Source organism: Halonotius roseus, assembly GCF_006861655.1.
GTDB classification, from domain to species: domain Archaea; phylum Halobacteriota; class Halobacteria; order Halobacteriales; family Haloferacaceae; genus Halonotius; species Halonotius roseus.
In genome coordinates, this window is record NZ_SESI01000001.1 from 172448 (window position 1) to 198227 (window position 25780).

A 25780-nucleotide genomic window follows, 5' to 3' on the forward strand; every position below is an offset into this window, starting at 1 on the left:
TTGGTTAGTACCCTGTGAGCGGAACCCATACACTCATTACTGACCCGTTGATATGGGGACACAACCATCCGAGATATGAGCGACGCAGACCCGATTGCCCTTTCCGGCGGCGGCGTAACAGTACACAAATCCTACCACGAGGAGATCTATCCGGATCCGGCGATCGTGATCGTGATCGAACAGTTCGAGGCCGGCTCCCGACAGGTGACGCTCACCGAGTCGCTGCCAGCCGGTGTCGACGCGACGCTGGTGGAGTTCGACGGCGAGACGGCCGACCACTGGACGGCCCGCGGCGAGGAACTCGAACTAAGCGTCTCGCTGGCCGACGGCGAAAGCATCGAAACCGCCTACGCCTACGCCGGCGGCATCGCCGACGCGCCCGATAAGTGGCTCACACCCCCGAGCGTCGTCATCGAGGACGCCGACGGCAACACGGTTCAGTTGGATCCAGCCGATGCCGAACCGCCGGAAACCGTCGTTGAACTTCCGGAGGCGGTGACCGCAGCCGACACCGACAGCGCGGCCCCAGAGTACGGCGATGGCGTTGCCTACGAGCCCCCGGAGCCCGAAGCCGTCGAATCCGGCGATATCTACGGCCAAGATGAGGCCACGCCCTACGAGGATCACGCCGAAACAGCCCCCGAATCGTTGTACGGCGAGATCGAAACCCGCTGGTCGGAGGAGGCCTCGGTCATCGCCGCACGATCCTCCTACGGTGACGAGGACGCCTACGAACCCGAGGAGCCGGAGGCTGTCGACGATGGGGATCGCTACGGCGATGACGACGCCGTCGACGACGAGAGCTGACGACGCCGTCGACGACGAGAGCGACCCGGCCCGAGTTCAGGCACCGCGAAGCGAGAGCGACCGCTCTCGGTCGAGAACCGTGTATCCTTGCGCGTCGAGTGCGGCGTCGTAATACTGCTGGGCGACCAGCCACGCCGGCAGCCCGCGGAGGCCGAACCGCCGGTCGCTCCGCACATCGATCTCGACGAGCGTGTTGCCGTCCTGTTCGGTCAGCGTCACATCGTAGCTGCCCCACGGCGAGTCGCCAGCGGTTACGCGAAGCGTGAACTCGGTGGCTGTCGACGACGATTCCGTACTCGCTGTCGACGAGGGCTTCTCACCTGCTGTCGACGATGACTCCTCGATCGTCGTCGCCATCGTGATCGATCGCAGCCCGAGGAGATAGGAGAGCTCGAAGCTGCCTCCCGTCTCGGCGGTGGTCACGCTGTCGGCGATCCCCCACTGGAGGGCGAGCACCGGCGGCCGCGGGCCAACAAAGGCGTCCCGAACGGTCGCCGGCGTGGCCCCCGTCCGCAGGCGGGCGGTTCCGCCTGTGGTAAACAGCGGGATCCGAAATGCGCCGAGAACGGTCACGGCGGCGAGAACGCCCTGCCACAACGGCAGTGCGAGTATCAGTCCGACAGCTGCAAGCCCGACAAGCAGGGCGGTCACACCGCTGGCGGCGCGTTCGAGCCGATGGTACCGGGTGACGATAGCGTCAAGCTCCGAGGAGCTGTCGGCGGCGTCGCTGGTGGAGGGCATTGTCGGCGATGGTGGTCGGTTCGACAAACAGATTATGGTTTCCGGCGATCAGGTGGGTGGTCTCGCCGCGGCTGTTAGGGCGATTCCGACCGGACTGACAGCGTGATCGACGCCGGCGACCCCTCAGCAGTGGGTGACTCACCGGACGACGGTGTGGTGTCGCCGAGATGGATATCAAAGCCGTCGATGGTGAGTTCGAAGGCCTGCCGGTGGTGGCCGTCGGGATCGACCGTCATCGTCGGTTCGACGACGCCGGCGGTCTCCAAGCGGTCGAGCCGGCGGTAGACGGTCGGCCGTGAGACATCGGCGCGGGCGGCGATCTCCCGGGCCGGCAGCGACTCGCTTCCGAGAGCGTCGACGACGGCGCGGGTGTACTCGTCGCCGAGCAGCCGAAGCAACTGCTCGGTGTCGACCGACCCCTCGTCGGCCCGCTGGTCGTGGGACGGAGGCAGCGTCGTTGGTGGGGTTGCCATCGTTGGGCTAATCGTCGAACGACCAGGGGATCTATCATGGGGCTTCTAGTACCAACCGCGGAGCAAGCGGGTATCTAGCTATACAGAAAACGGTCAAACTGGCAGCCAGCGGGTGGGGGTGACAGCTACGGGCCGAGGTCGACCTTGATCCCGTCGACACCAAACCCGACCTGCAGCTCATCGACGACGAGGTGGTAGCGTTTGCGGTGGTGGCCGTCAGGATCGACAGCGACAGCAACCTCGACGAGGCCGGCGGCTTCGAGATCGTTAAGCCGGCGGTAGACCGTCGCCCGCGATGCTGACAGCGACTCCACGAGCGCAGGTGCCGAGGCCGGGCGATCGGACAGCGCGTCGATGACCCGGCGGGCGTACTCGTCGCTCAGCAGCTCAAGGACAGCGTCGACATCGACTCCGGGGGCAGGCGGGCTGTCGGCTCGCGTCGTCTCCGGCGGAACCGCATCCGTGGATTGCTGGGTCGTTGACATCCGTACTTAGCTAGCGGACTGCCTTCCCGCTATAGCCGGTGGCTACCAGTCACAGGCAGGTGGGCGATCGGCCTCTAGGTATCTTCACTCCGGTGGTGGTGGGGCGGCACGCGGCATCGGCGTCCACCGACTATTAGTACAGTGCCGTCCCACTATCCGACAATGGGTTCGGGGCTCCACGTCGATGAACCGCGGGTGCTCATGGTCGACGACGAGAAGCAGGTCGCCGACGCCTACGCGTTGCGCCTGGAGGATGTCGCCGACGTAACCGTCGCCTACGGTGGCGAGGAGGGGCTGTCCGTCGTCGAGGAGGGCCGCCCACCGGATGTCGTTCTTCTCGATCGACATATGCCGGGGCTGTCCGGCGACGAGGTGCTTGCGGAGCTCCGCGACCGTGAGCTCACCACCCGGGTGATCATGGTGACCGCGATCGATCCCGACCTCGGGGTTGTCGAGATGCCGTTCGACGACTATCTCTCAAAACCGGTCGATCGGGCGGATCTGCATGCGGCCATCGACCAACAGTGTCAGGTGTTGGCCTACGAGCTGCTCGGCGAGTATTTCCGGCTCGAATCGACCCGGGCTGTCCTTGCGGCCGATACCGCCGCGACAGCCGACACCGACGACCGTCTTGCCGCGATCGAGGCCGACCTCGAAACGGCTGAACGGCGCGTTCGTGACCTGCTGCCGGAAGCCGACACGCTGCTGTCGACGTTCGATGGGATCGACCGCGAGGGTTACTGATCGCTCCCGGCCGGCGTCGCGGGATCGGTCGCCAGAAACGCTCCCACCAGCTTGCGCTGGGCCCGCCGGAGGTGATACAGCAGCGTCGGCCCGGCGATATCGAGGCTGTCGGCGACCTCGGCGGCGGTACTCCCCCGCGGCGATTCGAAGTAGTCGGCGAGGTAGGCCGCCCGGAGAGCGGCCTGTTGGCGGTCGGTCAGCCGGTCGGCCAGCTCATTGCGGAACGCCGCGACCGGCTCCGGGCTGGGTGTCGTTGCCTCCTTGGCGAGGAGGTCGGTGTCGTCGACCACGTCGTCGACCGTTTCGATCAGCCGCCGGACGCTCTCCTCGGGTGGGGCTTCGGCGACGATCCGGGTCGAGCCGCCGCGGTAGGTCGCCGAGGTGATCGACGCCCCCCACCCGGTGAGCGCGGTCACCGGCGTCTCGCCGGCCACGGTGACCTGTAACAGCGGGTCGTCGCCGACCCGGATCCACGATACGTCCGTGACCTGCTCGGAGGCTTCGAGCGTCTGCGTGATCGTGTGTGTGGTCGGTGCCTCGTCGGCAACGTCGGTGGCTGCTGTGCTGTCGTCGTCGGTCGTATCGTCGGCACTCGGGTCGGCATCGGTAGCTCCCTCATCATCATCATCATCATCATCATCGGCCACAGCAACGACATCGGACTCCGGCGTAACATAACAGATGACCGGGCCGTCGCCGCGAGGGACAGCCCCCGACAGCGAAAACGTTGTGTCAGTTTCGGCGGCAGCCCGATCCAGCGGGATTGACTCACCGGAAACCGACAGCATCACCTCGGTCACGGTGTCGGCGACGAGCAGATCCTCCTGGCGGATCGACCGGATCGCAAAGCCGGCGACCCGGCCAAGCGTTTCCAGCCCGGCCCGTTCCTGCTCGCTGAACCCATCGGCCTGGCCGGCGTACACCGAGACGACGCCGTACACCGTCTCCTGATACTCCAGCGGCACCGCCAGACAGGACTGGAGGCCGCTGGCGAAAGCGGCCTGCCGAACCCCGCGGGGCGAGGACGCGTCGTCGGCGAAGGCGTCGATCACCTGTGTCTCTCCGGTGTCGACGGCGCGCTGGCCCGGCAGGCTGTCGGTCTCGCCGAGAGCGGTGTCGATCCGATCGCGGAGCTCCGGGGCGGTGCCGGCGGTGTCGACAACCCGGAGCCGATCGGTGTTGAACTCCCGGGTGCCAACCCAGACGAAGTCGTACCGGTCGGCCCCGCCGAGTCGCTCACAGACCGAGCGGGCGATCTCCTCGCGGTCGGCCGCGCCGATCACATGCTGGAGGACCCGGACGATCAGCGCGTCGATCCGCTGGACGCGATCGAGCCGCCGATCAAGTCGCTCGGCGCGCTGCCGGAGATCGTGTTTCTCGGTCGTCTCACGAACGAACAGCCGGAGGCCGTCGTCGACCTGTACGTCGACGGCGAGCCAGCGATCGATCCGGGGATAATACTCCTCGAAGGCCGTCGGCGTCGGCTCGTCGTCGAGGATCCCACTGAGGTGGTCGGCGGCTGAGGCCGGAAAGCCGGTCGCCAGCGGCTCGCCGACGGCGGCCTCGGGGGCGGTCTCGATGAGCGTCGCTGCCCGCTCGTTGACCGCGGTGATCTCGCCGTCGGTCGTCGCCTCGATCACGCCGATCGGGGCGGTCGCCAAGGCCTCGTTCATCGGTTCGTTGGACGCGTGTACAACGTGTGGGCTCATGTGGTTGACGGCTCCTCCCGGGGGTGGAACTCGAAGCGCGCGCCGCCGGCCTCGCTGTCGGTGAGCGAGACCGACCACTCGTGGGCGTCGGCGATCTCCTCGACGATCGTCAGCCCGAGACCGGTGCCGAGGCCGCTGTCGTCGCGGACGTAGCCAGAATCGAAGACCTGCTGGCGATCGTCGGCCGGGATCCCAACGCCGTCGTCGGCGACAAAGAAGCCGTCGCCGACGCGGCCGACGGTGACGGTAAGCGTATCGTCACCGGTCTGCGACCGGCTGCCCGTGGAGCCATGCTCCACGCTATCGTCGGACTCTGTCCGACTGCTCGTTGAACCATGTTCAACGCTGTTCCGAAACAGATTCTCGAAGAGCCGCTGAAGCCGGTCGGGATCGGCCGCCAACGTCGGCAGCTCGTCGTCGATCGACAGCGAGGCGGCCTCGGTGTCGACAGTTGCCCACGCGTCGGCGACGACGGCCGCGAGATCGACACCGGTCACCGGGTTGAGGGCATCCTCACCGCGGGCGAGGGTGAGCACATCCTGGATGATGCGGGCCATCCGGTCGTGGACGGCCGCTAACTGCTCGAAGTGTTCGGGATCACCAGTTTCGCGGGCGGCCTGCAGGTGAGCGTCGGCCACGTCCAGTGGGTTTCGGAGGTCGTGACTGATGACGCTGGCTAGGCGGTCGACGGCGACACTGGGGGTCGCCTCACGGGGGGTTACCACCGTGTAGGTCAGCTCCGCGGTGGGTCGGTCGATCGGCTGGAACCGGTAGCAGGCCACGTCGCAGTCGCCCTCGCCAGCGGGTTGCAATCGGAGTTGGACATCGCCAGCGGCGTCACCACGGAGGACGGCCACCGCGTCATCGATCGCAGTCGACGACGCCGTTGAGGCGGCGTGGGCGTCGACCCACGCGTCGACCGCCGTTCCGGCGGCGTCGCCGAACCGTGCGGCGAAGGCGTCGTTGACAGTTGTGATGACGCCCGCGTCGTCCTGCTGGTCGACGCCGACGATTGGTACCGGCAGCGCGTCCGGGGGGAGCGGCGTCGCCTCGGAGGGGTCGGAAGCACCGTCCATGCGCGCTATCGACCGCGACGGCCGGCATCCCGATGGCGACTGGGCTGCGTTCCGATGGTCGGAGCGACTCGATCCGTATCGATCAACGACATATCTTCGCGTGGTCGCCCCTCGGTGTAAGACTCACCCTCTAGTAATCGTCACCGCCGGCTGTCACCCGACAGCGGCAAGACAGCTACCGCTCCGGTTCGGATGGCGATAGCCAAGGAGCGAAGATGGTCGTGAGCAACGCGGAGAGGTCGATTGCGATCAGCAGCGCTGGCGGGGAGCAATTGCGGTCAGCAAAATCGAGGCTCGTTAGTCGATGTGGCCTTCGCGGCGAAGCTGGTCGGCATCCTGGCTGTCGTATCGCCACTCGACATCAGCCTTCTCGTCTTGCCAATCCCACGGCTCGATAAGGACGATATCGTCCTCGTTGATCCACGTGCGGAACCGCATCCGACCAGGGATACGGCCCATCCGCTCTTTCCCGTCGTTGCAGCGCAGCCGAACGCGGCCCCCACCGAGCATATCGGTGACGACCGCGAACATCTCGTTTTCGTCTGGCATCCGGAGATCGTTCCGGCCTGATTCTTCTGACACACCACTCTAGGGGCTCCGAAGCCAGTTAAATCGTGGCATCTTGCCGTCACCGACATGGGATGTGATGACAGCACCCACCGGTCACTCCGTGTCGGTTTCGCGTCGCTGAAACAGCCATCGCAACACCAGATAGCCGATGAGGCCGCCGACAAAGAGCACCACCGGGATCAGAAACGGCCCAACAGTATCGAACAGCGTTGTCAGTGGGCCAAGCACCATACGAACACATCACTGCCCGCGCAAGTAAACCCCGCGGCCGCGAACAGCGGGCGGTCGACCCCGGGACAGTACATACTTTTGCACCTGGACATCGAACGGTCGCTATGACAGACACCTGGCAGGTGTTGCTGCCGCCGGCAATCGATCCCGCAGGCCCCACCGCCATCGCTGATTTCGCGGAGTGTACCGGCATGGACGAGTACGACAGCGTCGACGACGCACTCGACGATATCGACCGCTACGACGCGGTGATCGTCCGCGTCGCCCCGCTGGACGCCGACGTGATCGACCGCGCCGACCGACTGAAGGTGATCGCCAAACACGGTAGCGGCCTCGATAACGTCGATATCGACGCCGCCAGCGAGCGCGACATCGTCGTCTGCAACACCCCTGGCGTCAACGCCCGCTCGGTCGCCGAACACGCGATCGCCTTGCTGTTTGGGATCCGCCGCAATCTCCACACCGCCGACCGCCACGTCCGTTCGGGCGGCTGGGAGCGAAACGACTACTGCGGCCGCGAGCTCGACGGCGACACCCTCGGGCTGATGGGGTTTGGCTCGATCGCCAGGGAAACCGCCCGGCTGGCCGAGGGGATCGGGATCGATATCATCACCTACGATCCCCACCACGACGAGTCGATCCGAGACGGCGTCGTCCGCGTGAAAACCCTCACTGAGCTCTTTGAGCGATCTGACGCCGTCAGCCTCCACGTCCCGCTGGTTCCAGGGACTCGCGGCGCGGTCTCGACCGAACAGCTCGACGCCCTCGGCGAAACAGGCGTCATCATCAACACCGCCCGCGGCGGCGTTATCGACGAGGACGCCCTGATCGACGCCCTCGACTCAGGGGCTATCGGCGGGGCCGCCCTCGACACCTTCGAAAACGAACCCCCCGGCGAAGCCCATCCGCTGTGTGATCAGGACAACGCGTTGCTCACACCACACCTCGGCGGCGTCACCGTCGAAGCCCTCCAGCGGATGAGCGAGCGCGCAGCCGCCAACGTCCGCACCGTCTACGAGGGCGGGATTCCCGACTCCACGGTCAACCGCGAGGCAATCGAGGGGGCCGTCCAATGACGGACACCGGGACAGATAACGGAACGAACAAGCAAACGAACAACGCGATCCGCCGAGCGGTCGAGAACGACAAGCCGGTCTTCGGCACGAGCGCGGCGACGTTCTCGCCGACGATGATCGAGGTCTTCGGCGAGCTTGGCCTCGATTTCGTCTGGCTGGATCTCGAACACGGTGGGCCAAGTCCCTACGACAGCACCGCCCTCGAAGAGTTGACACGGGCGGCCGACGTGGTCGACATCGAACTGCTGGTGCGGATCCCGATGCCGGAACCCTCGATCGTCCGCAAGGTCGTCGATGCCGGCGTTCGAACCGTGTTGATCCCGCGAGTCGAGACAGCCGAGGAACTCCGACCCGCCATCGAGGCGGCCTACTTCTCGTATGACGGCGATGTCGGCGACCGCGGCGTCGGCATCGGCCGCGGCAGCCGGTGGGCCGGCTACGCCGACAGCCACGTCGGCGATGCCGACGAGGACGTGCTCGTCGGGACGATGATCGAAAACGAACGCGCCCTCGACAATCTTGAGTCGATTCTCTCGGTGCCACAGCTCGGCTTCGCATTCCTCGGTCCGGCGGATATGGAGATGTCGATGTCCGGCGGCGACCCGCTCACGAAGAGTCCCGACGCCGTTGCCGACGGCATCGACACCACGCTGGAGGCCTGTCTCGATGCCGGCGTTCCCGCGGGGCGGATCCTGAACGATCCCGACGCCGCGGCCGACGCTGTCGACGACGGCTTTCAGATCGTCCGCATCGGCGACGACATCGGAGCGGTGCGGCAGGTACTCAGCGATCGGCTGGCGACGGTAACGGCAGGCGAGGAGTAGCTGCGACCCGCGAAAAGAAACCGAACGCGAGGAGCGTTGAGTCGGTTACAGTTTGACGGCCCCGTCATCCGGAGCGACCGCTGGAACCGTGTGCTGTACCTGCGTGTCCGCGCCGCTGCCGGTCGTGAGTGTGAGCTCGACGGCCTCCCCGCGGCGGAGCGACCTCAACGCTGCCGTCTCGCCGTCAAGTGGGATCGCAAGCTTCGCCCGATCGGACGGGTCGCTGAGGACGCCATCAGCGGCGTCGCCTTGGAGCGGCTCAACGCTGAATGTCGGCCCCGTCGCATCCTGTGAGCCGTTGCTTACGAGCGTGGTCACCCCATCAGGGCTCCGATACTGCACCGTCGTGTTATCCAACTCGATGGCGGTTGCGTCGGCGGCCGGCTTCACGATGAGCTCCAGCCCTTCGAGTTCGGCTGACGACCCATCGCTGCCAACGACACCGACCGAGTAGGCGACCTCAAGGCGGTCGCTCACCTCCGCTGTGCTGCTCTCGCTCGTCTGATCGGATTGGTACTGCAGAAAGCCGGCTGTGTTGGTGACGACACCGGCGGTGGCACCCGCAACGAGCACCACCGAGATGAAGACGAGGAGCGTACCTGTCCCTACTTGTCCGCGCGAACCAGTGCTGAACATGGTAACCGCTATCCTAGCCTTGTGATCGAAATGATATAAGTGTACGTGTAACACCACCGCGGTGGTCGCTGTGGTGCCCTCGATGGCGGCGTGTCCGGCCGCACCGGCGGTGATCCGGTTTTTAGTGGGCTGATCGCCAATATGAGATATGATCGGCTCAGCCATCGGCGTGGTTGATCTCCTCGCTATCGTCGCCATCGGTGGTGGTCTTCTTCTGGCGGGTGTTGGCGGTCGGCGATACCTGCGGCTGCGTGCGGTCGCCCGGCGAGCCGTCGAGACGACCGGGACGATCAACGGGAAACGGATACAGCTGGTCAGAGGCTCTGGTGGCTCACAGAGCTACGTGCCCGTTGTCGACTACGAGTATCGAACCCCGACGGAACGACGGGAGGGAACGACCGTCTACCCCGGCAACAGCCAGTTTGCCAAGCAGTTCGGTCCCGAATCCGCCGCCGAGACGGCGGTCGCCGACTACGAGCCTGGGGGGCAGACGACCGTCTACTACGATCCGGACGACCCGGCACACTCGTTTCTCATCGCCAACCCCCAGACGGCCACGGCGATCTCACTGGTTGTGATCGGGCTTGCCGCCCTGGTGGGTGGAGTGCTTCTCGTGGTGTAGCGAGCCACCGATATCGCCGAGCTATCGTGCTCAACAGTAGAACAGCCATATCACAGATACGCCTCGAACTCCTCGCCGAACAGCAGGAAGTAGCCGGTTCCGACCACCCCAATCACGGCGGCGATCGTAAAGGCGATCTCGGGGCTCACAAACTCCCACAGCGCACCCCCGAGGGCGGCACTCGGGATCACAGCGGTGTTGCGCAGGAGATAGTACGTCCCCGTGACGCGCCCGCCAGCACCCTGTTTGGCCGGCCCGACGATCAGTGCTTTATGCGAGGGGAGTCCGGCAAACCGCAGTCCCGAAAACGCGAAGATGAGCACCATCGCCCACTGTAGCGGCACCGCCGGGGCCAACACGGCTGGCCCGCCGATGAGGACGACCGGGAACAGCGCGTACACCGCAAACCCAACGGCGACCACGGGTTTGAGCCCCACCCCCTCGGCGACCTTTGCGGCCGGAATCATCGAAAGAAGGGCGACCAGCATCTCGACGCCAAGCAGATAGCCGAAAAACGCCGCTGGCGAGAGGTCGATCACAGACGAAAACCCCGCCAGCGAGATCGTCGTCTCGAAGCCAACCTGGTAGAACTGGGTGATCACCAACACGAAGAAGACGTACACCATCCCATTGGCAAACCGGACGAGCGTGTCGCCGATCAACAGCGGGCGAAGCGGATCGGGCAGCTCCCGCAGATCGCGTTTGATCTGATCGATCCCCGCAAAGGAGTCGCCGATGGCGTCCTCGCTGGCGTCATAGAGGACGTGTTGGGCGAGCGTGCCGATGATACCGAAGCCGACGGCGACCGCAAGCACATATCGAAAACTCACCGTGAAGGCGGGATGGAGATCGATGAGGACGGCCGCAACCACCGGGCCGATGAGAAACGCCGTCCGGCGGAACGTCTCGGTGCTGGCGAAGCCGGCCGCCAGCCGCGAGGGGTCGGTCGCCTGTTTGACGACCGCAAACGTCGCTCCAAGGCCGAAGGATTTCCACCCCTGTGCAAACAGCAGCCCGACGAAGATCCACACCCACGGCTGGATCGTCACGCCGGCAACGCTGATCGCCCCGAGGGTCGGCGCGACCAGCCAGATCCCAAAGCCGAGCGTCGACAGCAACCCAAACAGGGTGAGCGCGTACCGGGAGCCGATCCGGTCGGAGATGGCTCCACCCGGATACGGGAAGACTGCCGAGACGACGTTGCCGACGGTGCCGAACAGCCCAACGACGAACCCTGAGGCCCCGAGCGCGACGATATACTCGGGGAGAAACCGGCTTGTCATCTGAAACCCGAGGCTGAAGGCGAACATCGCCAGCGACAACACCAGCACATCCCGCTGGAGGGCGAAAAACTGTCTGAGCGCACCCAACAGGCCGGTCTGTTCGGCGTCGACGCGCACGCGACTCATCGGTTGGCGTGGGGACTCGGTGCTGTTCTGTCGTGGGTGGAGGGACTCGGTGCTGTTCTGTCGTGGATGGAGGGACTCGCTGTCATTCTGCCAGCGGATTCACCGCGCCCTGCTCGTCGTTGCTGTGGGTGAACAGCTATCACTCGACCCGGAGGTCGGTCCATTACGGGGACAATATGTCTGCTCCGATATAGCGATTGATACAGAGGAGTTAGATCACCCGGAGGACGATCTGGGCGAGCACCAACAGCACCGCAACGTGTTTGACGCCGGCTCGGAGCCGACCCTCGCCGAGGCGGCCGGCAACAAGGCCGGAACACACGGCCTGGACGGTTGCAACCTGTGCGAGCAGCGTTTCGTAGGGGTCGACAGCGGCGGCCACACGCCCACCGCGGCCGACACCGGGGCCGGGAACCCCGGTGGTCGACAGCGCGCCGGTCGCCACATCCGCGGTCTCGATCGCCGGAATGAACGACACCGACAGCGCGGCGATGATCCCGAGAAAGACGAGAAAGGCGACGTAGATCACGACGAGATACGTTGCCATCGCCCGCCGGCGACGACGGGCGAGTCGCTGGCTAGCGCGGAGCTCCGCGGCGGCGATGGCGGCGACCGGGCCGATCCGATTGCTGGCACGCAAAGCGTTGGTGACCAACGCGACAGCACCGGAAACCGCCGGCGAGCGACACCGCCGTGCCAGCCGCCCGAGCGCGCTCGTCACGTCGGCACCCCACCGAACATCGCGCCGCGCCCGCCCAATCGGCTCCGAGAGCGCGCCAAGATCGCCGTCGGCCACCTGATCGAGGCCGTCGACGACCGAGAGGCCAGCCTCGTTGACGCCGGCAAGCCGGTCGAGAAACGCCGGCACGGCGGCCGTGAGTCGGCGACGGCGGGCCGCACCGAACTCGTAGGCGACCGCGTAGCCGCCACAGATGCCGATCGCTGCGATCGACAGCGGGTGGGTGGCTGTTTGGAGCGTCGCCAACGACAGCCGCGGTGGCTCGATGGCGATACCGATCCAGCCGACAGCAAGCGGAACGGTCACGACCAGCGTCAGCCACGGGTTGGCCGCAAGCGTTGCCGTCGGCCGCCGCAGCCAGCGACGCCACCGCGACAGCCGATCCACGATCCGAAGCATCGATCGCTGGTGTGCCCAGGCTCGCGTGGTTGTCGTCGGCTGGGGCTGTCCATGCCCACCCGGCGGATCGGTAGATCGCTGCGATGGCCCCCTGTGATCGTGGGGTGCCGCGGGGAACCTCCGACCCGCAAGCAGCCGATCGAGCCCGAACAGAAAGCCGCCCGTCCCGATCGGGATGAGCCCGAAGGTGACCACGCCCAACACCGGGAGCGTGTCGGTAACGACCAATCCGACGATCGTCAGCGTCGTCACCACGAACAACGAACCGACAACCAGGCCGGTCACGTACCCCTCGGCGGCGGTCGAAAGCCGGTCGAGAAACCCCTGTTGGCTGTCGACAGCAGCCTCACGGTACCGCTCATGCTGTTGGTGGAGGTAGTCGTCGATCGGTTGCCCGCTGTCGACAGCAGCGGCGAGATCCGACGTGAACTCCGCGAACTCGGCTGACGGTGTGCGATCGCTCGTCGCCGCAAGCGCGGAGATCACGTCAGCCCCGAAGTGATCGATCTCACGGACAGTCACCGCGATGGCGACAGCGGTTTCGCCGTACACACCCTCGTGGGCAGCCACCGTCCGCAACACCGCCGGCAACGGCATCCCACTGCGAGCGAGGGCGTACATACACGCGACAGCGCGTGGAAGCGTCCGATCGATCCGTCGCTCGCGGGCGGCCGCTCGCCGATCGATGAGCTCCCACTGAAGTCGGTAGGTTGACACCCCAACAGCGACGGCGACAAGGAGGCTACAGCCACCCGCGAACGCGGCCGTCGGTACCAGTGGGAGAGCGATCGCATCGGCACCGATCCGGCTGGTCTGCTGTGTCACTATTGCGGGCTCAGCACGGAGCAGGAGGATCGCCGACAGCGTCGCCAATCCACCAGCAAATCCGGTGAGAACGGCGTACAAGGCGGTTCGAGCGGTGATAAGATCCGGTGGGCTGTCGGCGTGGATCGCCGCCAGCCGTGCGTGCCGCTCGCGGCGACCGGACGCCGGGACGAGCGGGCGACACCACGCGAGCGCGATGGCATCAACACCGCACCGCAATCGACCCCCGAGCGACCGGATCGTCGACCGAAGCTCCGGTAGGCGACGAGAATCGATCAATCGGGTGAGGGTCATCAGCGCGATCAACTCCCCGTGGTCGACGGTGGCGCGTCATCGAACTGGTCGACGGTGTCGTCGGCATCGTCGGTCTCCCATATCGGAGCATCGGTGTTCGATACCGGAGCATCGGCGGCGTTGTCAGAAGCCGTTGTCGACGAGGCGTCATCGGGGGATTTACCAGGCGGCGACGCGGCTGAGGATTGGCTGTTCAGCATCGTCGCGGCGGTTGGCTGCTTCTCCTGTCGATCGGTGTCGTCAGCGTCTTCGGCGGCATCTTCGGTGTCGTCGACGTAGTAGTCGGCAAGGCGCGCGGTGAACTCGCGGTAGTCGGTCACCCCTTGCTCCCACAGCGTGTTCAGGAACTGTTCGCGGGCGGCAAGCTCCGCCTGTAGATCGGCGGGCTCCCAGCCGCGTTCGGCCCGAATCGAGTCCAGCACCTCGCTGTGCGATCGGGTGAAGCTATCGGCTTGTGGCTGCCAGGCGACGGGATTGGCGTAATCGAGATCGCCCGTCCGGTCGTCGATCCCGCGGATCTCGGCGATGCGTTCAACCCGCCGGACGCGCTGGCCCCCAAGGCGTCGCTGTGTCTGGACGGCGAGCAGATCGAGCGACTCGACCATCGTCCGCGGGAGGCCGATCGGCTCGTTTTCCAGCCGGGTAACGGCGGTCTCGATGGAGTCGGCGTGAATCGTCGACAGCGTCGTATGGCCGGTGTTCATCGCCTGAAACAGCGTTTGTGCCTCCTCGCCGCGAACCTCGCCAACCAAGAGGTACTCCGGGCGATGCCGGAGGGCCGACCGCAGAAGGTCGTACATGCCGATGGCGGTGCCCTCGGTCAGTTGCTCCCGGGTGACCGCCGCCAGCCAGTTATCGTGGGCGAGGGTGAGCTCGCGGGTGTCCTCGATGGTGACGACCTTCGCGCCCGGCGGCACAAACATCGACAGCGCGTTCAGCGTGGTGGTTTTGCCGGCGGCGGTGCCACCGGCGACCAGCAGGCTCTTGTTGTGCTCGATACAGAGCCAGCAGTAGGCCAACCCCGCGGCGTCGAAGGTGCCACGCTCGATGAGGTCGATCGGGGTGAACGGGTCGGCGGCGTACTGCCGGATCGTAAACGCCGAGCCGTGTGGCGTGACCTCCTCGCCGAGACTGAGCTCCGCCCGCGAGCCATCCGGCAGCGTCGCCTCGATGAGCGGGTCGCCAACGCTGATATGGTGGCCGGCCTGCTGGGCCAGTCGGACGACGAAATCGTCGAGTGCGGCGGGGTCAAAGGCAACGTTAGTTTCGAGGTCAGCGTGGGTTTCGTGGTAGATGAACACCGGATGGTCGGGGCCATCACAGGAGATATCCTCGATCTGATCGTCCGCCAAGAGCGGGTCAAGCCGGCCGTAGCCGCGGAAATCGCGGTGCAGATAGTACCACAGCGCGTGGAACGTCCGGCTGTCGACGGTGATCCCGTACCGCTCGATCAGCGCGGCGAGTTCGGTACGCAGTCGCTCGGCGGCGGCGTCAGCACTGGGGGCGTCAGTACCGGCAGCGTCGGCACCGGCGGCGTCAGCATCGGCAGCGTCAGCACCAGCAGCGTCAGCACCGACAGTGTCAGCATCGCCCCCGTCAGCAACGCGATCAGCAGCGGGATCAGCGACTGGATCGTCGAGGTCACCATCCGTTTCGGCAGAGGTGTCGACAAAGGTGGCATCGATATCGGTGTCGTCGTTCGATCCCTCGGCAGGCGTGGCCGCCCTGATGTCGTGATCGACGGCCATCGCATCGCTGGCGTCGGTAGCGACATCGGCTGTTGGTTCGGTTTCACCGTCGTCGGTCTCGTAGAGCAGCGGCGCGCGGATGTCGTTGCGAACGCGATCAAGCAGCTCAACTTCGAAGCGATCGAGATCCGGCTCGACGGCGTAGTACGATCGGTCGCCGTCAGCGTCGTGTTCGGTGATGACGACAAAGGCAAACGGTCGGTTCACCCAGTAGCGATCGAGCTCCCGCTCACCGTCGGGAACCGAGAACGTCGCCAGCGGGTCGTCGACCGCGGGATCGTAAGGGCGGGGGTCGAACGTCGAGCCACGAAGCGCGCGGACGACCCGACGCAGCCGAGCAAGCAGATCAGCGGCGATCGACCCATCGGGGGGTGCCGTGTCGGCATCGATCGGTGTCGGGCGGTCGGGGTTCGACATGAGGTGGCGGCTGTGGCCGCCGCTTCCGGTTTAAAATCTCGCCGGCTACAGCTCGATCCGCTCGACCAACCCGTCGTCGCCTTTTGTGTTGACCGCGATGATGCGAATCTGGCCTTCGAGCCGGGAGTTCGCCAGCTTTGCTTTCAGGAGATTGTCGACCTGATAGACGCCGGCAGCGTTGTTCATCTCGATTTCGACCAAGACGGGGGTGTCGTCGCCGGCTTTGAGTCGCACATCCTCGATGGCCTGACTGGAGAGGGTGTTGATCCCACGGCCGCCGTGTTCGTAGGGGATGCGTGAGCGACCCCGCTCCATGTCGAGGCCGTCAGCGATCCGGATAACCCCCGCCTCAGTTGTCAGCGGCGTCTCTTCGGTGTGATGACAGAGAATCGCGTGCAGTACCTCGCTTTTGAGCTTGACCGCGGTCTCGGTGTCGTAGCGGTCGCCGAGCAGTCGATCGAGGAGGTCGGCCGCAAGCGGGATCGAGTAGTAGGAGTGATCCTCGCGGTGGACAACGTGGCCGATGTCGTGGAGCGTGGCGGCGAGAACGAGAATCACGGGCTCAAATCGCTCGTCGAGGCCCTGTTGGCTCGCGCCGTTGAAGTCGACATCGGCGCGTTTCAAAAGCGAATAGAGCCTGAGCGCGCGGTCGCGGACGATCTCGATGTGTTTCGGGCCGTGGTCGCTGTACCCCATCCGATCGACAGCGGTGACGTTCTGGGCGTTGAGGTAGGTCGTGATCTCAGGATCGGAAGTGAGGATTGGTAGGATGTTGTTGAGCTCTGTGTCAGGAAATGGGTGGTCGGCGTCGGGGTCGTAGGCCGAAACGCCATCGGGTGATCGCATACGGGTAGCGTAACCACCCGTTGGGCAAAAACCCACACCACTGCTTTACTGTCGGGTTACGTACCGTGACACATGCCGACCACAGATCTCACCGCCTTCATCGACGGCATCGTTCACGAACCGACACAAACCGAGGGGGTGGGCCTCGATCTCACCGTCAGCGACGTGTGCGAAATAACGGAGCCGGGACGCGTCGATTTCGGCGGCGGCGAGTTGGATGCCGCCGCGACCGAGCCGCATCCGACCGCCAAACGCAACCCGGATGACGACTACGAGTGGTGGACGCTTGAGGAGGGCCAGTATCTCATCGAGCACAACGAAACGTTGTCGCCACCGGAGAACGCGACACTGGTCGTTCAGACGCGCGACGAACTACTGGCCCGCGGTGCGTTCCACCCGACGCTCCACACTCGGACGCTCGACCGAATTCCGCTGAGTGTCGGGGGTGCCGGACTCAAGCTCAAGGAGAACGCCCGCGTCTCGACGGTTCGACGCGTTGAGCGATCCTAACTGGCCCCTCTGTCGGGCGATCACAAACGCGCTCAGTCGAGCGATTCGACCGCCTCGGCGACCTCATCGTAGTCGGGTTCCTCGCCGGGGTCGTCGGCGCGCCAGACGTAGCGGACGATCCCCTCGGCGTCGATCACGAAGACGGCCCGCTGGGCGACCTTCGGGAGCGCGATGTGATCCCAGTCTTCGGCCACATCGTAGGCGTCGATGATCGCGCCGTCGTTGTCGCTGACGAGATCAAAGCCCAGCGAGTTGGCCTCGCGGAACCGACTGAGCGCGTAGGGGAGGTCGGTGCTGATCCCGAAGACGGTCGCGTCGAGATCGGTGAAGCGGCCGAGGTCGTCGCGGAACGTACAGAGTTCCGCGGTGCAGGTCGTCGAGAACGCCGCCGGGAAGAAGGCCAACACGACCGGGCCGCTGCCGCGGCGATTCGAGAAGCGGAACGGTTCGGTCTCTTCGCTTACGAGCGGAGCCGCAAAATCGGGTGCGTCGTCGCCAACAGTGAGCATAGTCCCGCTATCGGGCGGTTCGACGTTGAAGGTTACGGTGCGGAGACGGATCGGCCGAGCAAAAGGCATATATTCGCCACCGGGGTAGATGGATGCATGAGTAGCCTGCTCCCGTTGTTCGGTCCGGTCGGCCCAGAGATGCTCATCATCCTGCTCGTGCTTGTGTTGCTGTTTGGCGCGAACAAGATCCCGAAGCTTGCCCGCTCAACGGGTGAAGCGATGGGCGAATTCAAAAAGGGGCGTGAGGATATCGAGAAGGAACTCAACGAGGCCGCCGACCCGGAGGCAGAGCCGGTTGAGGATGTCTCGGAACTCGACGACGAAGAGCTCGAAACCGAGAGAGAATCAACGAACTGAGCCGGCAGGCGGATCGCCGACCGCGAGCGTATCTTTTTGTGGGGCATGTGGCCTAGTGGACAAGGCGAGTGGTTCCTAACCGCTCGATCGTGGGTTCGAATCCCATCATGCCCGTCATCTGCGAGCGCAAACGAGCAGTGACCGCGTGGGGATTCGAAGCAGGGAGTGAAGCGAACAGCGTGAGCGAAACGACCGTGGTTCGAATCCCGCCATCCCCGTTCCCTCCCAGTTGGTCGGTCTCGGGCATGGCCGAGTTCCCCTCGCCCACTACGTTCGCTCGCGGGAGTCCCACACATGTCCGCTGTCTGCGAACGAGAGTGAGCAGCAGCGAAGTAAGCGAGCGGTGATGAAACAATAAACGGCGCAAAAGTGGTTACGCACTTCATATCACAGCACTCGCAGATGAAAATACCACGTGCGTGGGTATCACACCACTGATTTCAACCGTTATATTTATAAGCTTCGGTGCTGTATGTATTGTACGGACTCGGCCCTACCCTCTCATATTCTTTCTCCAGGTAGCGGCCATCCACGAACACCCAATCAATGAGCAACAGCACACCACAACCCACATCAACCGTCCGACAGCACGAAACCGAATCCGAGACCGAGGCGGTCGATGAGACGACCCGCTGCCCCGAGTGTAGCGGCCAGCTCATCACCGACGAGGAACACGGCGAGACCGTCTGCCGGGAGTGCGGCCTTGTCGTCGAGAGCGACGAGATCGACCGCGGGCCGGAGTGGCGGGCCTTCGACAGCGCGGAACGCGACTCGAAGTCCCGCGTCGGCGCGCCGACGACGAACATGATGCACGACAAGGGGTTGTCGACCAACATCGGCTGGCAGGACAAAGACGCCTACGGCAAGTCACTGTCGTCGAACCAACGCCAGAAGATGCAGCGGCTCCGCACCTGGAACGAGCGGTTCCGCACCCGCGACAGCAAGGAGCGGAATCTCAAGCAGGCCCTCGGTGAGATCGATCGGATGGCGTCGGCGTTGGGGCTCCCGAAGGCCGTCCGCGAGACAGCATCGGTAATCTATCGTCGCGCACTCGATGAGGATCTCCTCCCGGGTCGCTCGATCGAGGGCGTTGCGACCGCCGCGCTCTACGCCGCCGCGCGCCAACTGAACAACCCTCGCAGCCTCGATGAGTTTGCCGCGGTCTCCCGGGTCGAGAAGATGGAGATGACCCGCACCTACCGGTATATCGTCCGGCAGCTCGGCCTCGAAGTCAAGCCGGCCGATCCTGAACAGTACGTCCCGCGGTTCGTCTCCCGGCTCGACCTCGACGAGGAGGTCGAACGCGAGGCCCGGGCGTTGCTGCGGGCCGCAAAGGACGCCGCCGTCACCAGCGGGAAGTCACCGGTCGGGCTCGCCGCCGCCGCGGTGTATGCGGCCGCGCTGCTGACAAACCAGAAGGTCACACAGAGTCAGGTCGGCGAGGTCGCCGACATCTCCGAGGTGACGATCCGAAACCGCTACAAGGAGCTGCTCGAACTCAATCACGGCGAGTTGGTACAGTAGTCGAAGCCGAACCGGCGTCGCGTGGGCATCGTGGAACGCGGTGCTGATCGGTGTTTTCGGCCGTATACACGGCGAATAGCGGCGAAACTACCGAGTCATATTGTGGGCGTCCTATGGTAACCAATCTCAGGATACTACTATAACCCTCCAGTCGCTACGACTTGTTGCTCATGAAAAAGCAGGAGCTCATCCACCTACACGGCCTGCTTGCCGAGGTACGTACGCAGTGTGAAGCGTGGGAAGACAACGTTGATCTTACTGAGTACGAATCGCTTGGCATCAAGCCGACATCGATCCACAAATCGAAGACCGACCACAAAGCAGCTGTTTTCGAGCTGGCGAAAGGCATCACCTCCTCAATGGACGAGGTCGAATCCGACACCGCCGAGCCGCTGGCACCGAACGCAGACTAACACAGTTTCGGACTGTGTGTTGTTCTTAACTGGTGAGCCGCAGCACGCGGCAGCCACGAGTCTCGTAGCACCGCCCAGGGCGGCCCAAACGCTATCACCGGCGGTCGACTCCGAGTAGCTATGGCACAGGTGACCGTCTGGAACGAGTTTCGGCACGAACGCCACAACGACACCGTCGCCGAGGTCTACCCCGATGGGATTCACACCGTCATCGCCGACGCCCTCAGCGAGGCCGGCTTCGAGACCCGAACCGCCACACTCGACGAGCCCGACCACGGCCTGACAGAGGCTGTGCTCGACGACACCGACGTACTCACATGGTGGGGTCATGCTGCCCACGACGAGGTGCGTGAGGAGATCGTCGACCGCGTCTGTGAGCGCGTCCGCGAGGGGATGGGCTTCATCGTCCTCCACTCCGGCCACTACTCGAAGCCGTTCACCCGGCTGATGGGCACCTCCTGTTCGCTGAAGTGGCGGGAGGCCGCCGAAACCGAGCGGCTCTGGGTCGTCGAACCGAGTCATCCGATCGCTGATGGCCTTGAGGAGTACATCGAACTCGACGATGCCGAGATGTACGGCGAACGGTTCGATATCCCCGCCCCCGACACGCTCGTCTTTACCTCGTGGTTTGAGGGTGGAGAGGTGTTCCGGTCGGGGTGTTGTTACCGACGCGGCAACGGCCGGCTTTTCTACTTTCGGCCGGGCCACGAGACGTATCCGATCTACCACGACGAGGCGGTTCAGCAGGTACTCGCCAATGCGGTCGCGTGGGCGGCCCCCGGTGACGGGCCGACCCCCGAGTTCGGGAACAGCGAGCCGATCGAGGATATCGACGAGAGCGACGACCGAACCGTCCACTGACGAGAACTAACGTGGCAGCTAAACCGCTGGCGACCATACTATCGGTGATGAGTGCTGATGAGAACGCGGGCGAGACTAACGGCGGGCTAACGCTGATGATCGCGCTTGGTGGCGTCGCACTGCTCGTATTCATCCTCGGTATCGGCGTGATCTACTATCTCAGCTATCTCCGGTAGCCAAGCTTCGCCATGGCGGAGAGAGTGATTTAAACCGCCGGCGGTGGTTGCTGCGAGCACGATGGCATCCGATCAGTCCGGCGGCGTTGTGGGGTGGCTCGCGGCGTATCCAAACCTCAAGAGCATGCGAATCGGCGGCTTTGGGCTGCTGTTTGTGCTTTTCGGGGGGATGTATCTGTGGGTTAGCGGCGGGCTCAATGTTCTGTATCTGGCGATACTCGGCTTCTCGGCTGTGATGTGTCTCTGGACTGCGTGGGCCGATTACTACACGAACTGAGTCGGCGAATTGGCGACGATCACTCCGGCGTATCGGCGGCCCTTACTCCGGCGTATAGGTTTCGCCGTCCTGCTGGTCGGCACCCTGTCGCCGGATCGCCGCCGACGCCTGGGCGGCATCGTAGCCGAAAAACACCTCGTGTGCGTAGGTGCCGGCCACCTCAGCCGCCTGAATCAGGTTGTCGACGTCGACATCGACCGCGTAGAGTTCGATCGAAAACGGCACCTCGGGATCGGCGTCGTCGACCGCGTACCCGCCGCCGAGCGCGCTCCGAAAGCCACGAGCGAGCGACTCCAGCCAGTAGGTGGTGCCGTAGTCCAGATCATACAGCGGGACGACAAACTCGTCAACATAGGGGGCAAGCGCGTCGAGATCGAGCCCGGCTCGTTGGGCGAGATGGCCCGGATAGGGATCCGGGTAGAGGGTGAGATACAGTCGTCCCGGGATACGCTCACGTGCGGCGGCGACGAACTCGGTGATCACGTTGGCCCGCCACGCGTGCCAGTCGTCGAACTCGCTGTCGGCAAACCGTCGCTCACAGCGGTCACACCGGCAGTAGTCATCGCGGGGGAAGCCAACATCGTCTAAGCGAACATCGTCGTGTGCGGCCCCACAGTCGGCGATCATCTCCAGCAGCCCCTCGCGGTAGGCGTCGTGGGTCGGGCAGATGTAGGCCCAATCAAAGTAGTCGCGCTCGCGGGTCGCCGGCCGACCCTCGCTGTCGACGGGTACCAGATCGGGGTTCTCGGCCGCGGCAGCATTATCGCCAAAACAGGAGACCATGTTGATCGCGTCGGCGATCGGCTCGTTGGGACGACCGGTGACATCTTTCACCTCGTAAAACGCCCGATCGAACTCGTCCCACCTGGTTTCTGGCTCATTCCGCGTGACGATCCCATCCATACACCGGGTTGGCCACAGCCGTGGGTAAGTGGTTCGCTCTCCGGCGTTGTGACTCGGTGGCGGTGAGCGTCACCGGAAGGAGGGAGGGGTTACTCGTCGACGTTGACCTCAACGGGTTCGGTATCGCCCGAGAAGAGGACGTAGGCCAGTACGATGACGACGAGGACGCCAAGCAGTTTCAGTTTCTTGGACATACCTCATATCACGGTTGGTGGGTTATAGGCTTTGCGTGGGCAAGTCAGCGTCGACCTACTCGGGAGCGATGTGTGCGGCCAGCTCCTCGCGGATGATCGTCCCGCAGTAGGTACAGCGAACGCCGTCGTCGACGACATCGAACTTCGTCTCGACGGGCTCGTTGGCGTTGGTGATGCAGTTGCGGTTCGGACACGACAGCAGGCCAACGACGGTTTCCGGGCGATCGACGCGGTTCTTTTCGACCACATCGAACTCGCGGATGATGTTGATCGTCGCCTCCGGGGCGATCAGCGAGATCACGTCGACCTCGGATTGGCTGAGTTCGCGGTCTTCGACCTTGACCACATCTTTCAGCCCCAACCGATCGCTGGGGACGTTCATCACGACAGAGACCCCAAGCCCCTCGGAGCCGTCGATGCCGAGAATCGAGAGGACGTTGAGGGCTTGGCCCCCCGAGACGTGGTCGATGACGGTGCCGTTGCGGATCTTTGAGACGCGGAGTTCGCGGTCGCTCATAGCTCACCCTCCGACAGCAGAACATCAAGCAGGGCCATTCTGACCGGGACGCCGTTGTGCGCCTGTTCGAAGTAGGTTGCCTGCGACAGCGAGTCGACAGCGGGATCGATCTCGTCGACGCGGGGCAGCGGGTGCATCACCGCAAGATCGTCGTCGGCCAGCTCTAAGGTGTCGGCGTCGATCTGGTACTCGCCGGCGATCTGTTCGTACTCGGTTTCGTCAGGGAACCGCTCGCGCTGAATGCGGGTGACATACAGCACGTCGAGTTCGGGCAGCACCTCCTCAAGGTCGGTGTGTTCTCGGAGCTGCGCGCCGGAGTTGTGGAGATCGAAGCGGACGCTGCGGGGGAGTTTGAGGCTCTCGGGGCTGATGAAGTGTTGGCGCACGTCGAAGTTGGTGAGGGCCTCAGCCAGAGAGTGTACCGTTCGCCCGTATTTGAGATCGCCCATGATCCCGATCGAGAGATCATCAAGGCCGACGTTTTCGCGGATGGTGTAGAGATCGAGCAGCGTTTGACTCGGGTGTTGGCCCGCGCCGTCGCCGGCGTTGATCACCGGTACGTCGACGAACTCGGCGGCCATCTTCGCCGCACCCTCGCTGGGATGCCGGAGGACAAGCGCGTCGGCGTACCCCTCGACGACGCGGACGGTGTCGGCGAGGCTTTCGCCCTTTTTCACCGAGGAGGATTCGACCGTGCCCATGTCGGTCGTCGACCCGCCGAGGCGTTTGATCGCGGTCTCGAAGCTCATCTTCGTGCGCGTGCTCGGCTCGAAAAAGCAGAGGGCGAGGACGGCCTCCCGATACCGATCGGCGACGGCCCCGGGGTCGGCGTCGATCTCCGCCGCTCGGTCGAGCACCGCCTCGATGTCGGCCCGCGAGAGTTGGGTCGCGGTGATGAGGTGGTCCTGACGCATTGTTGCAGGTGGGTCGCCCGACGCTCTTGAATCCCGCGGGTTGGGGTCGGCCTGCGGAAGCTCTCACAGCCGGGTGTTTTTGCTGTTAGACGCGCAACCACGACCATGGCACAGATCGATGCCGACACGCTACTGCCGAACGGACACGTCAAGGAACTGGTCGCCGACGGCGAGATGACACAGCTGACCCGGGGGCAAGCCTACGCCGAGGAGGGCGATCATTTCGAGGTCGATGACGACACTTACGCGGTCACGAGCGTCGAAGAGCTCACGCTGGGCGAACTGACCGATGAGGATGCCCAACGCGAGGGATCAGCGGACTTAGACGCGTACAAAAAGCGGCTTGTCAGAGCCCACGGCGGAGATTTTGAGTGGAACGACGACGCAGACGTGGTACGACACCGATTCGAACCGCAGTAGCGGTCGATCAGGAGCTAGTCGTCGTCAGCCGGTGCAGCGTCGGCCGCGCCGCTGGTCATGTCGTTTTCGATGCTCGGCGGGTAGACGCCGCGTTCGATCTTGAGATCCGACTGCGGGCGGGCCATACAGGTCAGCGCGTAGTTTTCCTTTTCCTCCTCGGTGAAGCCGCGGGCGGCCGGTTGGGCCACGTCGCCTTCGATGATCTCGGCCGAACAGGCGAGACACATCCCGACACGACAGGAGTACTCCTGTGCGATGCCCTCGTCCAAACAGGCACTGAGGATCGTCTCCTTGTCGGAAACCGTGATCGTCTCGTCGGTTCCGACGAACTCGACGGTGTACTCGGTCATGTCTGCGAGGTTCGGTTACTCCGCCCAAAACTCTTGTTATGGGTTTCGTCGTCGACGGGAGGTCGGATTTGGACAACAGCCGGCGGCGTTCAACTATGAACAACCAAGCAGGTGTGTCGACCGGCCGACCAACCGCAGCCCTGGCGGACTGAAAGGGCGAGGCGCGCTGGGCGAACCCGGACGACGCAAGCACCGCAGGAGTGAGCAACGCGAACGACGAGGAGCGCAGCGAGTCCCGGGAGCCCAGCGCGTCGAGAGCTTTCTACAATGTGTCTAACGCTGTAATCACCCAATCAAAACAGTATAGCCGACGATCCGGAACGCCTAACCCCCAACCGACCGCCATACCGACCTATGAGCATGAAGGCGACCGCGCGAGCCCACCCGATCCAGGGGCTCGTTAAGTATCACGGGATGCGCGATCCCCAACTCCGCTTGCCGTACCACGACTCGATCAGCGTCTGCACCGCGCCGACGAACACGACAACGACTGTCGAGTGGCTCACCGACGTTGACGCGGAGGGCGGCAACCAAGACACCTACATCATCGACGGCGAAGAAGTCGAGGGCCGCGCAGCCGAGCGGATCAACATGGTCGTCGATCACGTCCGCGAGCTCGCCGACTTCGATCACGCCGTCCGCTTCGAAAGCGAGAACTCCTTCCCCTCGAACATCGGGTTCGGCTCGTCGTCATCAGGCTTTGCGGCAGCCGCGATGGCCCTCGTCGAAGCCGCCGGCCTCGACATGTCGCTGCCGGAGATCTCGACGGTCGCACGTCGCGGGTCGTCGTCGGCCGCCCGCGCTGTGACGGGGGCGTTCTCCCATCTCTACGCCGGACTCAACGACGAGGACTGCCGATCCTACCGCTTGGAATCCGATCTCGAAGACGATCTCAAAATCGTCGCGGCTCACGTGCCCTCCTACAAGGAAACCGAGGAGGCCCACAAAGAGGCCGCCGAGAGCCACATGTTCCAAGCGCGGGTCGCCCATATCCCCGACCAGATCGTCGAGATGCGGGACGCGCTGCGAGAAGCCTCCTTCGAGCGCGTGTTCGAACTCGCCGAACACGACTCGCTGTCGCTGACGGCGGCGACGATGACCGGCCCCTCAGGGTGGGTCTACTGGCAGCCCGAGACGATTGCGGTCTTCAACGCTGTTCGGGAACTCCGCAAGGAGGGCGTCGA

The 25780-nt window shown here is 64.5% G+C and carries 31 protein-coding genes and 1 tRNA gene; 15 read left to right on the forward strand and 17 right to left on the reverse strand.

The window, feature by feature from the left end; translation table 11 throughout:
- Positions 1–75 precede the first annotated feature (75 nt).
- Positions 76–807 carry a hypothetical protein gene (locus EWF95_RS00910; RefSeq protein ID WP_142442107.1) on the forward strand — a complete coding sequence of 244 codons (732 nt, stop codon included), beginning with the start codon at positions 76–78 and terminating at the stop codon, positions 805–807.
- A gap of 36 nt (positions 808–843) precedes the next feature.
- On the opposite strand, the gene EWF95_RS00915 is transcribed toward EWF95_RS00910, so the two are convergent.
- From EWF95_RS00915 to EWF95_RS00925, 3 genes are all read right to left on the reverse strand, one after another.
- A complete protein-coding gene (locus EWF95_RS00915; protein ID WP_142442108.1) occupies positions 844–1548 on the reverse strand; it encodes a hypothetical protein in 705 nt (234 codons plus the stop codon).
- A 74-nt stretch (positions 1549–1622) separates the two neighbouring features.
- Positions 1623–2021: an ArsR/SmtB family transcription factor gene (locus EWF95_RS00920; protein WP_142442109.1), complete on the reverse strand. Its 399-nt coding sequence runs from the start codon at positions 2019–2021 to the stop codon at positions 1623–1625.
- A gap of 125 nt (positions 2022–2146) precedes the next feature.
- Positions 2147–2506: a winged helix-turn-helix domain-containing protein gene (locus EWF95_RS00925; RefSeq protein WP_142442110.1), complete on the reverse strand. Its 360-nt coding sequence runs from the start codon at positions 2504–2506 to the stop codon at positions 2147–2149.
- Between the two features lie 162 nt (positions 2507–2668).
- Here EWF95_RS00925 and EWF95_RS00930 point away from each other — a divergent pair, with 162 nt between their 5' ends.
- On the forward strand, positions 2669–3250 hold the full coding sequence (locus tag EWF95_RS00930; protein ID WP_142442111.1) for a response regulator transcription factor: 582 nt from the start codon (positions 2669–2671) through the stop codon (positions 3248–3250).
- On the opposite strand, the gene EWF95_RS00935 is transcribed toward EWF95_RS00930, so the two are convergent.
- The 4 genes from EWF95_RS00935 to EWF95_RS13370 form a co-directional block, all read right to left on the reverse strand.
- Positions 3244–4959 carry a bacterio-opsin activator domain-containing protein gene (locus EWF95_RS00935; protein WP_142442112.1) on the reverse strand — a complete coding sequence of 572 codons (1716 nt, stop codon included), beginning with the start codon at positions 4957–4959 and terminating at the stop codon, positions 3244–3246. The two genes, EWF95_RS00930 and EWF95_RS00935, sit on opposite strands and share 7 nt — an antisense overlap.
- Positions 4956–6035 (reverse strand): sensor histidine kinase, encoded by a 1080-nt coding sequence (locus EWF95_RS00940; RefSeq protein WP_142442113.1) that lies wholly within the window; start codon positions 6033–6035, stop codon positions 4956–4958. The genes EWF95_RS00935 and EWF95_RS00940 overlap by 4 nt, the downstream gene beginning before the upstream one ends.
- Before the next feature lie 297 nt (positions 6036–6332).
- The gene (gene eif1A / locus EWF95_RS00945; RefSeq protein WP_120084228.1) at positions 6333–6617 is read right to left on the reverse strand and encodes a translation initiation factor eIF-1A; all 285 of its coding nucleotides are present in this window, start codon (positions 6615–6617) and stop codon (positions 6333–6335) included.
- Between the two features lie 81 nt (positions 6618–6698).
- Positions 6699–6836 (reverse strand): hypothetical protein, encoded by a 138-nt coding sequence (locus EWF95_RS13370; protein ID WP_185911654.1) that lies wholly within the window; start codon positions 6834–6836, stop codon positions 6699–6701.
- Between the two features lie 104 nt (positions 6837–6940).
- Here EWF95_RS13370 and EWF95_RS00950 point away from each other — a divergent pair, with 104 nt between their 5' ends.
- Positions 6941–7912 (forward strand): hydroxyacid dehydrogenase, encoded by a 972-nt coding sequence (locus tag EWF95_RS00950; RefSeq protein WP_142442114.1) that lies wholly within the window; start codon positions 6941–6943, stop codon positions 7910–7912.
- Entirely contained in the window at positions 7909–8736 is an 828-nt protein-coding gene (locus EWF95_RS00955) for an HpcH/HpaI aldolase family protein (RefSeq protein WP_142442115.1), read from the forward strand. The genes EWF95_RS00950 and EWF95_RS00955 overlap by 4 nt, the downstream gene beginning before the upstream one ends.
- Before the next feature lie 45 nt (positions 8737–8781).
- On the opposite strand, the gene EWF95_RS00960 is transcribed toward EWF95_RS00955, so the two are convergent.
- A complete protein-coding gene (locus tag EWF95_RS00960) occupies positions 8782–9372 on the reverse strand; it encodes an archaellin/type IV pilin N-terminal domain-containing protein (RefSeq protein ID WP_185911655.1) in 591 nt (196 codons plus the stop codon).
- Positions 9373–9520: 148 nt separating this feature from the next.
- On the opposite strand from EWF95_RS00960, the gene EWF95_RS00965 reads away from it, so the two are divergent.
- Positions 9521–9994 carry a DUF3592 domain-containing protein gene (locus tag EWF95_RS00965; RefSeq protein ID WP_142442117.1) on the forward strand — a complete coding sequence of 158 codons (474 nt, stop codon included), beginning with the start codon at positions 9521–9523 and terminating at the stop codon, positions 9992–9994.
- Between the two features lie 50 nt (positions 9995–10044).
- On the opposite strand, the gene EWF95_RS00970 is transcribed toward EWF95_RS00965, so the two are convergent.
- From EWF95_RS00970 to EWF95_RS00985, 4 genes are all read right to left on the reverse strand, one after another.
- Positions 10045–11403: an MFS transporter gene (locus EWF95_RS00970; RefSeq protein ID WP_142442118.1), complete on the reverse strand. Its 1359-nt coding sequence runs from the start codon at positions 11401–11403 to the stop codon at positions 10045–10047.
- A 211-nt stretch (positions 11404–11614) separates the two neighbouring features.
- Positions 11615–13660, reverse strand: a complete 2046-nt coding sequence (locus EWF95_RS00975; RefSeq protein WP_142442119.1) for a type II secretion system F family protein — start codon at positions 13658–13660, stop codon at positions 11615–11617.
- Positions 13661–13668: 8 nt separating this feature from the next.
- Positions 13669–15825: a type II/IV secretion system ATPase subunit gene (locus tag EWF95_RS00980; protein WP_246055606.1), complete on the reverse strand. Its 2157-nt coding sequence runs from the start codon at positions 15823–15825 to the stop codon at positions 13669–13671.
- Between the two features lie 45 nt (positions 15826–15870).
- Entirely contained in the window at positions 15871–16671 is an 801-nt protein-coding gene (locus EWF95_RS00985; protein ID WP_142442120.1) for an HD domain-containing protein, read from the reverse strand.
- 72 nt (positions 16672–16743) lie between these two features.
- Between EWF95_RS00985 and EWF95_RS00990 the strand changes: the two genes are divergently transcribed.
- Entirely contained in the window at positions 16744–17181 is a 438-nt protein-coding gene (locus EWF95_RS00990; protein ID WP_142442121.1) for a dCTP deaminase, read from the forward strand.
- 32 nt (positions 17182–17213) lie between these two features.
- Here the strand turns inward: EWF95_RS00990 and EWF95_RS00995 are convergent, their stop codons facing one another.
- The gene (locus EWF95_RS00995) at positions 17214–17690 is read right to left on the reverse strand and encodes a redoxin domain-containing protein (protein WP_142442122.1); all 477 of its coding nucleotides are present in this window, start codon (positions 17688–17690) and stop codon (positions 17214–17216) included.
- Positions 17691–17786: 96 nt separating this feature from the next.
- On the opposite strand from EWF95_RS00995, the gene EWF95_RS01000 reads away from it, so the two are divergent.
- From EWF95_RS01000 to EWF95_RS01025, 7 genes are all read left to right on the forward strand, one after another.
- Positions 17787–18047 carry a Sec-independent protein translocase subunit TatA/TatB gene (locus EWF95_RS01000; protein ID WP_142442123.1) on the forward strand — a complete coding sequence of 87 codons (261 nt, stop codon included), beginning with the start codon at positions 17787–17789 and terminating at the stop codon, positions 18045–18047.
- 41 nt (positions 18048–18088) lie between these two features.
- Positions 18089–18161, forward strand: a tRNA-Arg gene (locus EWF95_RS01005).
- 432 nt (positions 18162–18593) lie between these two features.
- Positions 18594–19571 (forward strand): transcription initiation factor IIB, encoded by a 978-nt coding sequence (locus EWF95_RS01010; protein ID WP_142442124.1) that lies wholly within the window; start codon positions 18594–18596, stop codon positions 19569–19571.
- Between the two features lie 170 nt (positions 19572–19741).
- Positions 19742–19984 carry a UPF0058 family protein gene (locus EWF95_RS01015; RefSeq protein WP_142442125.1) on the forward strand — a complete coding sequence of 81 codons (243 nt, stop codon included), beginning with the start codon at positions 19742–19744 and terminating at the stop codon, positions 19982–19984.
- A gap of 120 nt (positions 19985–20104) precedes the next feature.
- Positions 20105–20845: a ThuA domain-containing protein gene (locus tag EWF95_RS01020; protein WP_142442126.1), complete on the forward strand. Its 741-nt coding sequence runs from the start codon at positions 20105–20107 to the stop codon at positions 20843–20845.
- A 47-nt stretch (positions 20846–20892) separates the two neighbouring features.
- Positions 20893–21021, forward strand: coding sequence for a hypothetical protein (locus EWF95_RS13795; protein ID WP_281285185.1), 129 nt, complete (start codon positions 20893–20895; stop codon positions 21019–21021).
- A 61-nt stretch (positions 21022–21082) separates the two neighbouring features.
- A complete protein-coding gene (locus tag EWF95_RS01025; protein WP_142442127.1) occupies positions 21083–21298 on the forward strand; it encodes a hypothetical protein in 216 nt (71 codons plus the stop codon).
- A gap of 42 nt (positions 21299–21340) precedes the next feature.
- Here EWF95_RS01025 and EWF95_RS01030 read toward each other — a convergent pair whose 3' ends face one another.
- The 3 genes from EWF95_RS01030 to pyrB form a co-directional block, all read right to left on the reverse strand.
- The gene (locus tag EWF95_RS01030) at positions 21341–22201 is read right to left on the reverse strand and encodes a hypothetical protein (protein WP_142442128.1); all 861 of its coding nucleotides are present in this window, start codon (positions 22199–22201) and stop codon (positions 21341–21343) included.
- A 249-nt stretch (positions 22202–22450) separates the two neighbouring features.
- On the reverse strand, positions 22451–22912 hold the full coding sequence (gene pyrI, locus EWF95_RS01035; RefSeq protein ID WP_142442129.1) for an aspartate carbamoyltransferase regulatory subunit: 462 nt from the start codon (positions 22910–22912) through the stop codon (positions 22451–22453).
- Positions 22909–23826 (reverse strand): aspartate carbamoyltransferase, encoded by a 918-nt coding sequence (gene pyrB / locus EWF95_RS01040; RefSeq protein WP_142442130.1) that lies wholly within the window; start codon positions 23824–23826, stop codon positions 22909–22911. Before pyrB ends, pyrI begins: the two co-directional genes overlap by 4 nt.
- 105 nt (positions 23827–23931) lie before the next feature.
- On the opposite strand from pyrB, the gene EWF95_RS01045 reads away from it, so the two are divergent.
- Positions 23932–24246, forward strand: coding sequence for an ASCH domain-containing protein (locus tag EWF95_RS01045; protein WP_142442131.1), 315 nt, complete (start codon positions 23932–23934; stop codon positions 24244–24246).
- Between the two features lie 14 nt (positions 24247–24260).
- Here the strand turns inward: EWF95_RS01045 and EWF95_RS01050 are convergent, their stop codons facing one another.
- Positions 24261–24596 carry a 2Fe-2S iron-sulfur cluster-binding protein gene (locus EWF95_RS01050; protein ID WP_142442132.1) on the reverse strand — a complete coding sequence of 112 codons (336 nt, stop codon included), beginning with the start codon at positions 24594–24596 and terminating at the stop codon, positions 24261–24263.
- Positions 24597–24956: 360 nt separating this feature from the next.
- Here EWF95_RS01050 and mvaD point away from each other — a divergent pair.
- The coding region (gene mvaD, locus EWF95_RS01055; RefSeq protein ID WP_142443122.1) for a phosphomevalonate decarboxylase MvaD at positions 24957–25780 on the forward strand (824 nt) is incomplete at its 3' end.

Bases quoted from the DNA above. Each gene is read 5' to 3' on its own strand.
- EWF95_RS00910 (WP_142442107.1), top strand. From the start codon at position 76: ATGAGCGACGCAGACCCGATTGCCCTTTCCGGCGGCGGCGTAACAGTA.
- EWF95_RS00915 (WP_142442108.1), bottom strand. From the start codon at position 1,548: ATGCCCTCCACCAGCGACGCCGCCGACAGCTCCTCGGAGCTTGACGCT.
- EWF95_RS00920 (WP_142442109.1), bottom strand. From the start codon at position 2,021: ATGGCAACCCCACCAACGACGCTGCCTCCGTCCCACGACCAGCGGGCC.
- EWF95_RS00925 (WP_142442110.1), bottom strand. From the start codon at position 2,506: ATGTCAACGACCCAGCAATCCACGGATGCGGTTCCGCCGGAGACGACG.
- EWF95_RS00930 (WP_142442111.1), top strand. From the start codon at position 2,669: ATGGGTTCGGGGCTCCACGTCGATGAACCGCGGGTGCTCATGGTCGAC.
- EWF95_RS00935 (WP_142442112.1), bottom strand. From the start codon at position 4,959: ATGAGCCCACACGTTGTACACGCGTCCAACGAACCGATGAACGAGGCC.
- EWF95_RS00940 (WP_142442113.1), bottom strand. From the start codon at position 6,035: ATGGACGGTGCTTCCGACCCCTCCGAGGCGACGCCGCTCCCCCCGGAC.
- EWF95_RS13370 (WP_185911654.1), bottom strand. From the start codon at position 6,836: ATGGTGCTTGGCCCACTGACAACGCTGTTCGATACTGTTGGGCCGTTT.
- EWF95_RS00950 (WP_142442114.1), top strand. From the start codon at position 6,941: ATGACAGACACCTGGCAGGTGTTGCTGCCGCCGGCAATCGATCCCGCA.
- EWF95_RS00955 (WP_142442115.1), top strand. From the start codon at position 7,909: ATGACGGACACCGGGACAGATAACGGAACGAACAAGCAAACGAACAAC.
- EWF95_RS00960 (WP_185911655.1), bottom strand. From the start codon at position 9,372: ATGTTCAGCACTGGTTCGCGCGGACAAGTAGGGACAGGTACGCTCCTC.
- EWF95_RS00965 (WP_142442117.1), top strand. From the start codon at position 9,521: ATGATCGGCTCAGCCATCGGCGTGGTTGATCTCCTCGCTATCGTCGCC.
- EWF95_RS00970 (WP_142442118.1), bottom strand. From the start codon at position 11,403: ATGAGTCGCGTGCGCGTCGACGCCGAACAGACCGGCCTGTTGGGTGCG.
- EWF95_RS00975 (WP_142442119.1), bottom strand. From the start codon at position 13,660: ATGACCCTCACCCGATTGATCGATTCTCGTCGCCTACCGGAGCTTCGG.
- EWF95_RS00980 (WP_246055606.1), bottom strand. From the start codon at position 15,825: ATGTCGAACCCCGACCGCCCGACACCGATCGATGCCGACACGGCACCC.
- EWF95_RS00985 (WP_142442120.1), bottom strand. From the start codon at position 16,671: ATGCGATCACCCGATGGCGTTTCGGCCTACGACCCCGACGCCGACCAC.
- EWF95_RS00990 (WP_142442121.1), top strand. From the start codon at position 16,744: ATGCCGACCACAGATCTCACCGCCTTCATCGACGGCATCGTTCACGAA.
- EWF95_RS00995 (WP_142442122.1), bottom strand. From the start codon at position 17,690: ATGCTCACTGTTGGCGACGACGCACCCGATTTTGCGGCTCCGCTCGTA.
- EWF95_RS01000 (WP_142442123.1), top strand. From the start codon at position 17,787: ATGAGTAGCCTGCTCCCGTTGTTCGGTCCGGTCGGCCCAGAGATGCTC.
- EWF95_RS01010 (WP_142442124.1), top strand. From the start codon at position 18,594: ATGAGCAACAGCACACCACAACCCACATCAACCGTCCGACAGCACGAA.
- EWF95_RS01015 (WP_142442125.1), top strand. From the start codon at position 19,742: ATGAAAAAGCAGGAGCTCATCCACCTACACGGCCTGCTTGCCGAGGTA.
- EWF95_RS01020 (WP_142442126.1), top strand. From the start codon at position 20,105: ATGGCACAGGTGACCGTCTGGAACGAGTTTCGGCACGAACGCCACAAC.
- EWF95_RS13795 (WP_281285185.1), top strand. From the start codon at position 20,893: ATGAGTGCTGATGAGAACGCGGGCGAGACTAACGGCGGGCTAACGCTG.
- EWF95_RS01025 (WP_142442127.1), top strand. From the start codon at position 21,083: ATGGCATCCGATCAGTCCGGCGGCGTTGTGGGGTGGCTCGCGGCGTAT.
- EWF95_RS01030 (WP_142442128.1), bottom strand. From the start codon at position 22,201: ATGGATGGGATCGTCACGCGGAATGAGCCAGAAACCAGGTGGGACGAG.
- pyrI (WP_142442129.1), bottom strand. From the start codon at position 22,912: ATGAGCGACCGCGAACTCCGCGTCTCAAAGATCCGCAACGGCACCGTC.
- pyrB (WP_142442130.1), bottom strand. From the start codon at position 23,826: ATGCGTCAGGACCACCTCATCACCGCGACCCAACTCTCGCGGGCCGAC.
- EWF95_RS01045 (WP_142442131.1), top strand. From the start codon at position 23,932: ATGGCACAGATCGATGCCGACACGCTACTGCCGAACGGACACGTCAAG.
- EWF95_RS01050 (WP_142442132.1), bottom strand. From the start codon at position 24,596: ATGACCGAGTACACCGTCGAGTTCGTCGGAACCGACGAGACGATCACG.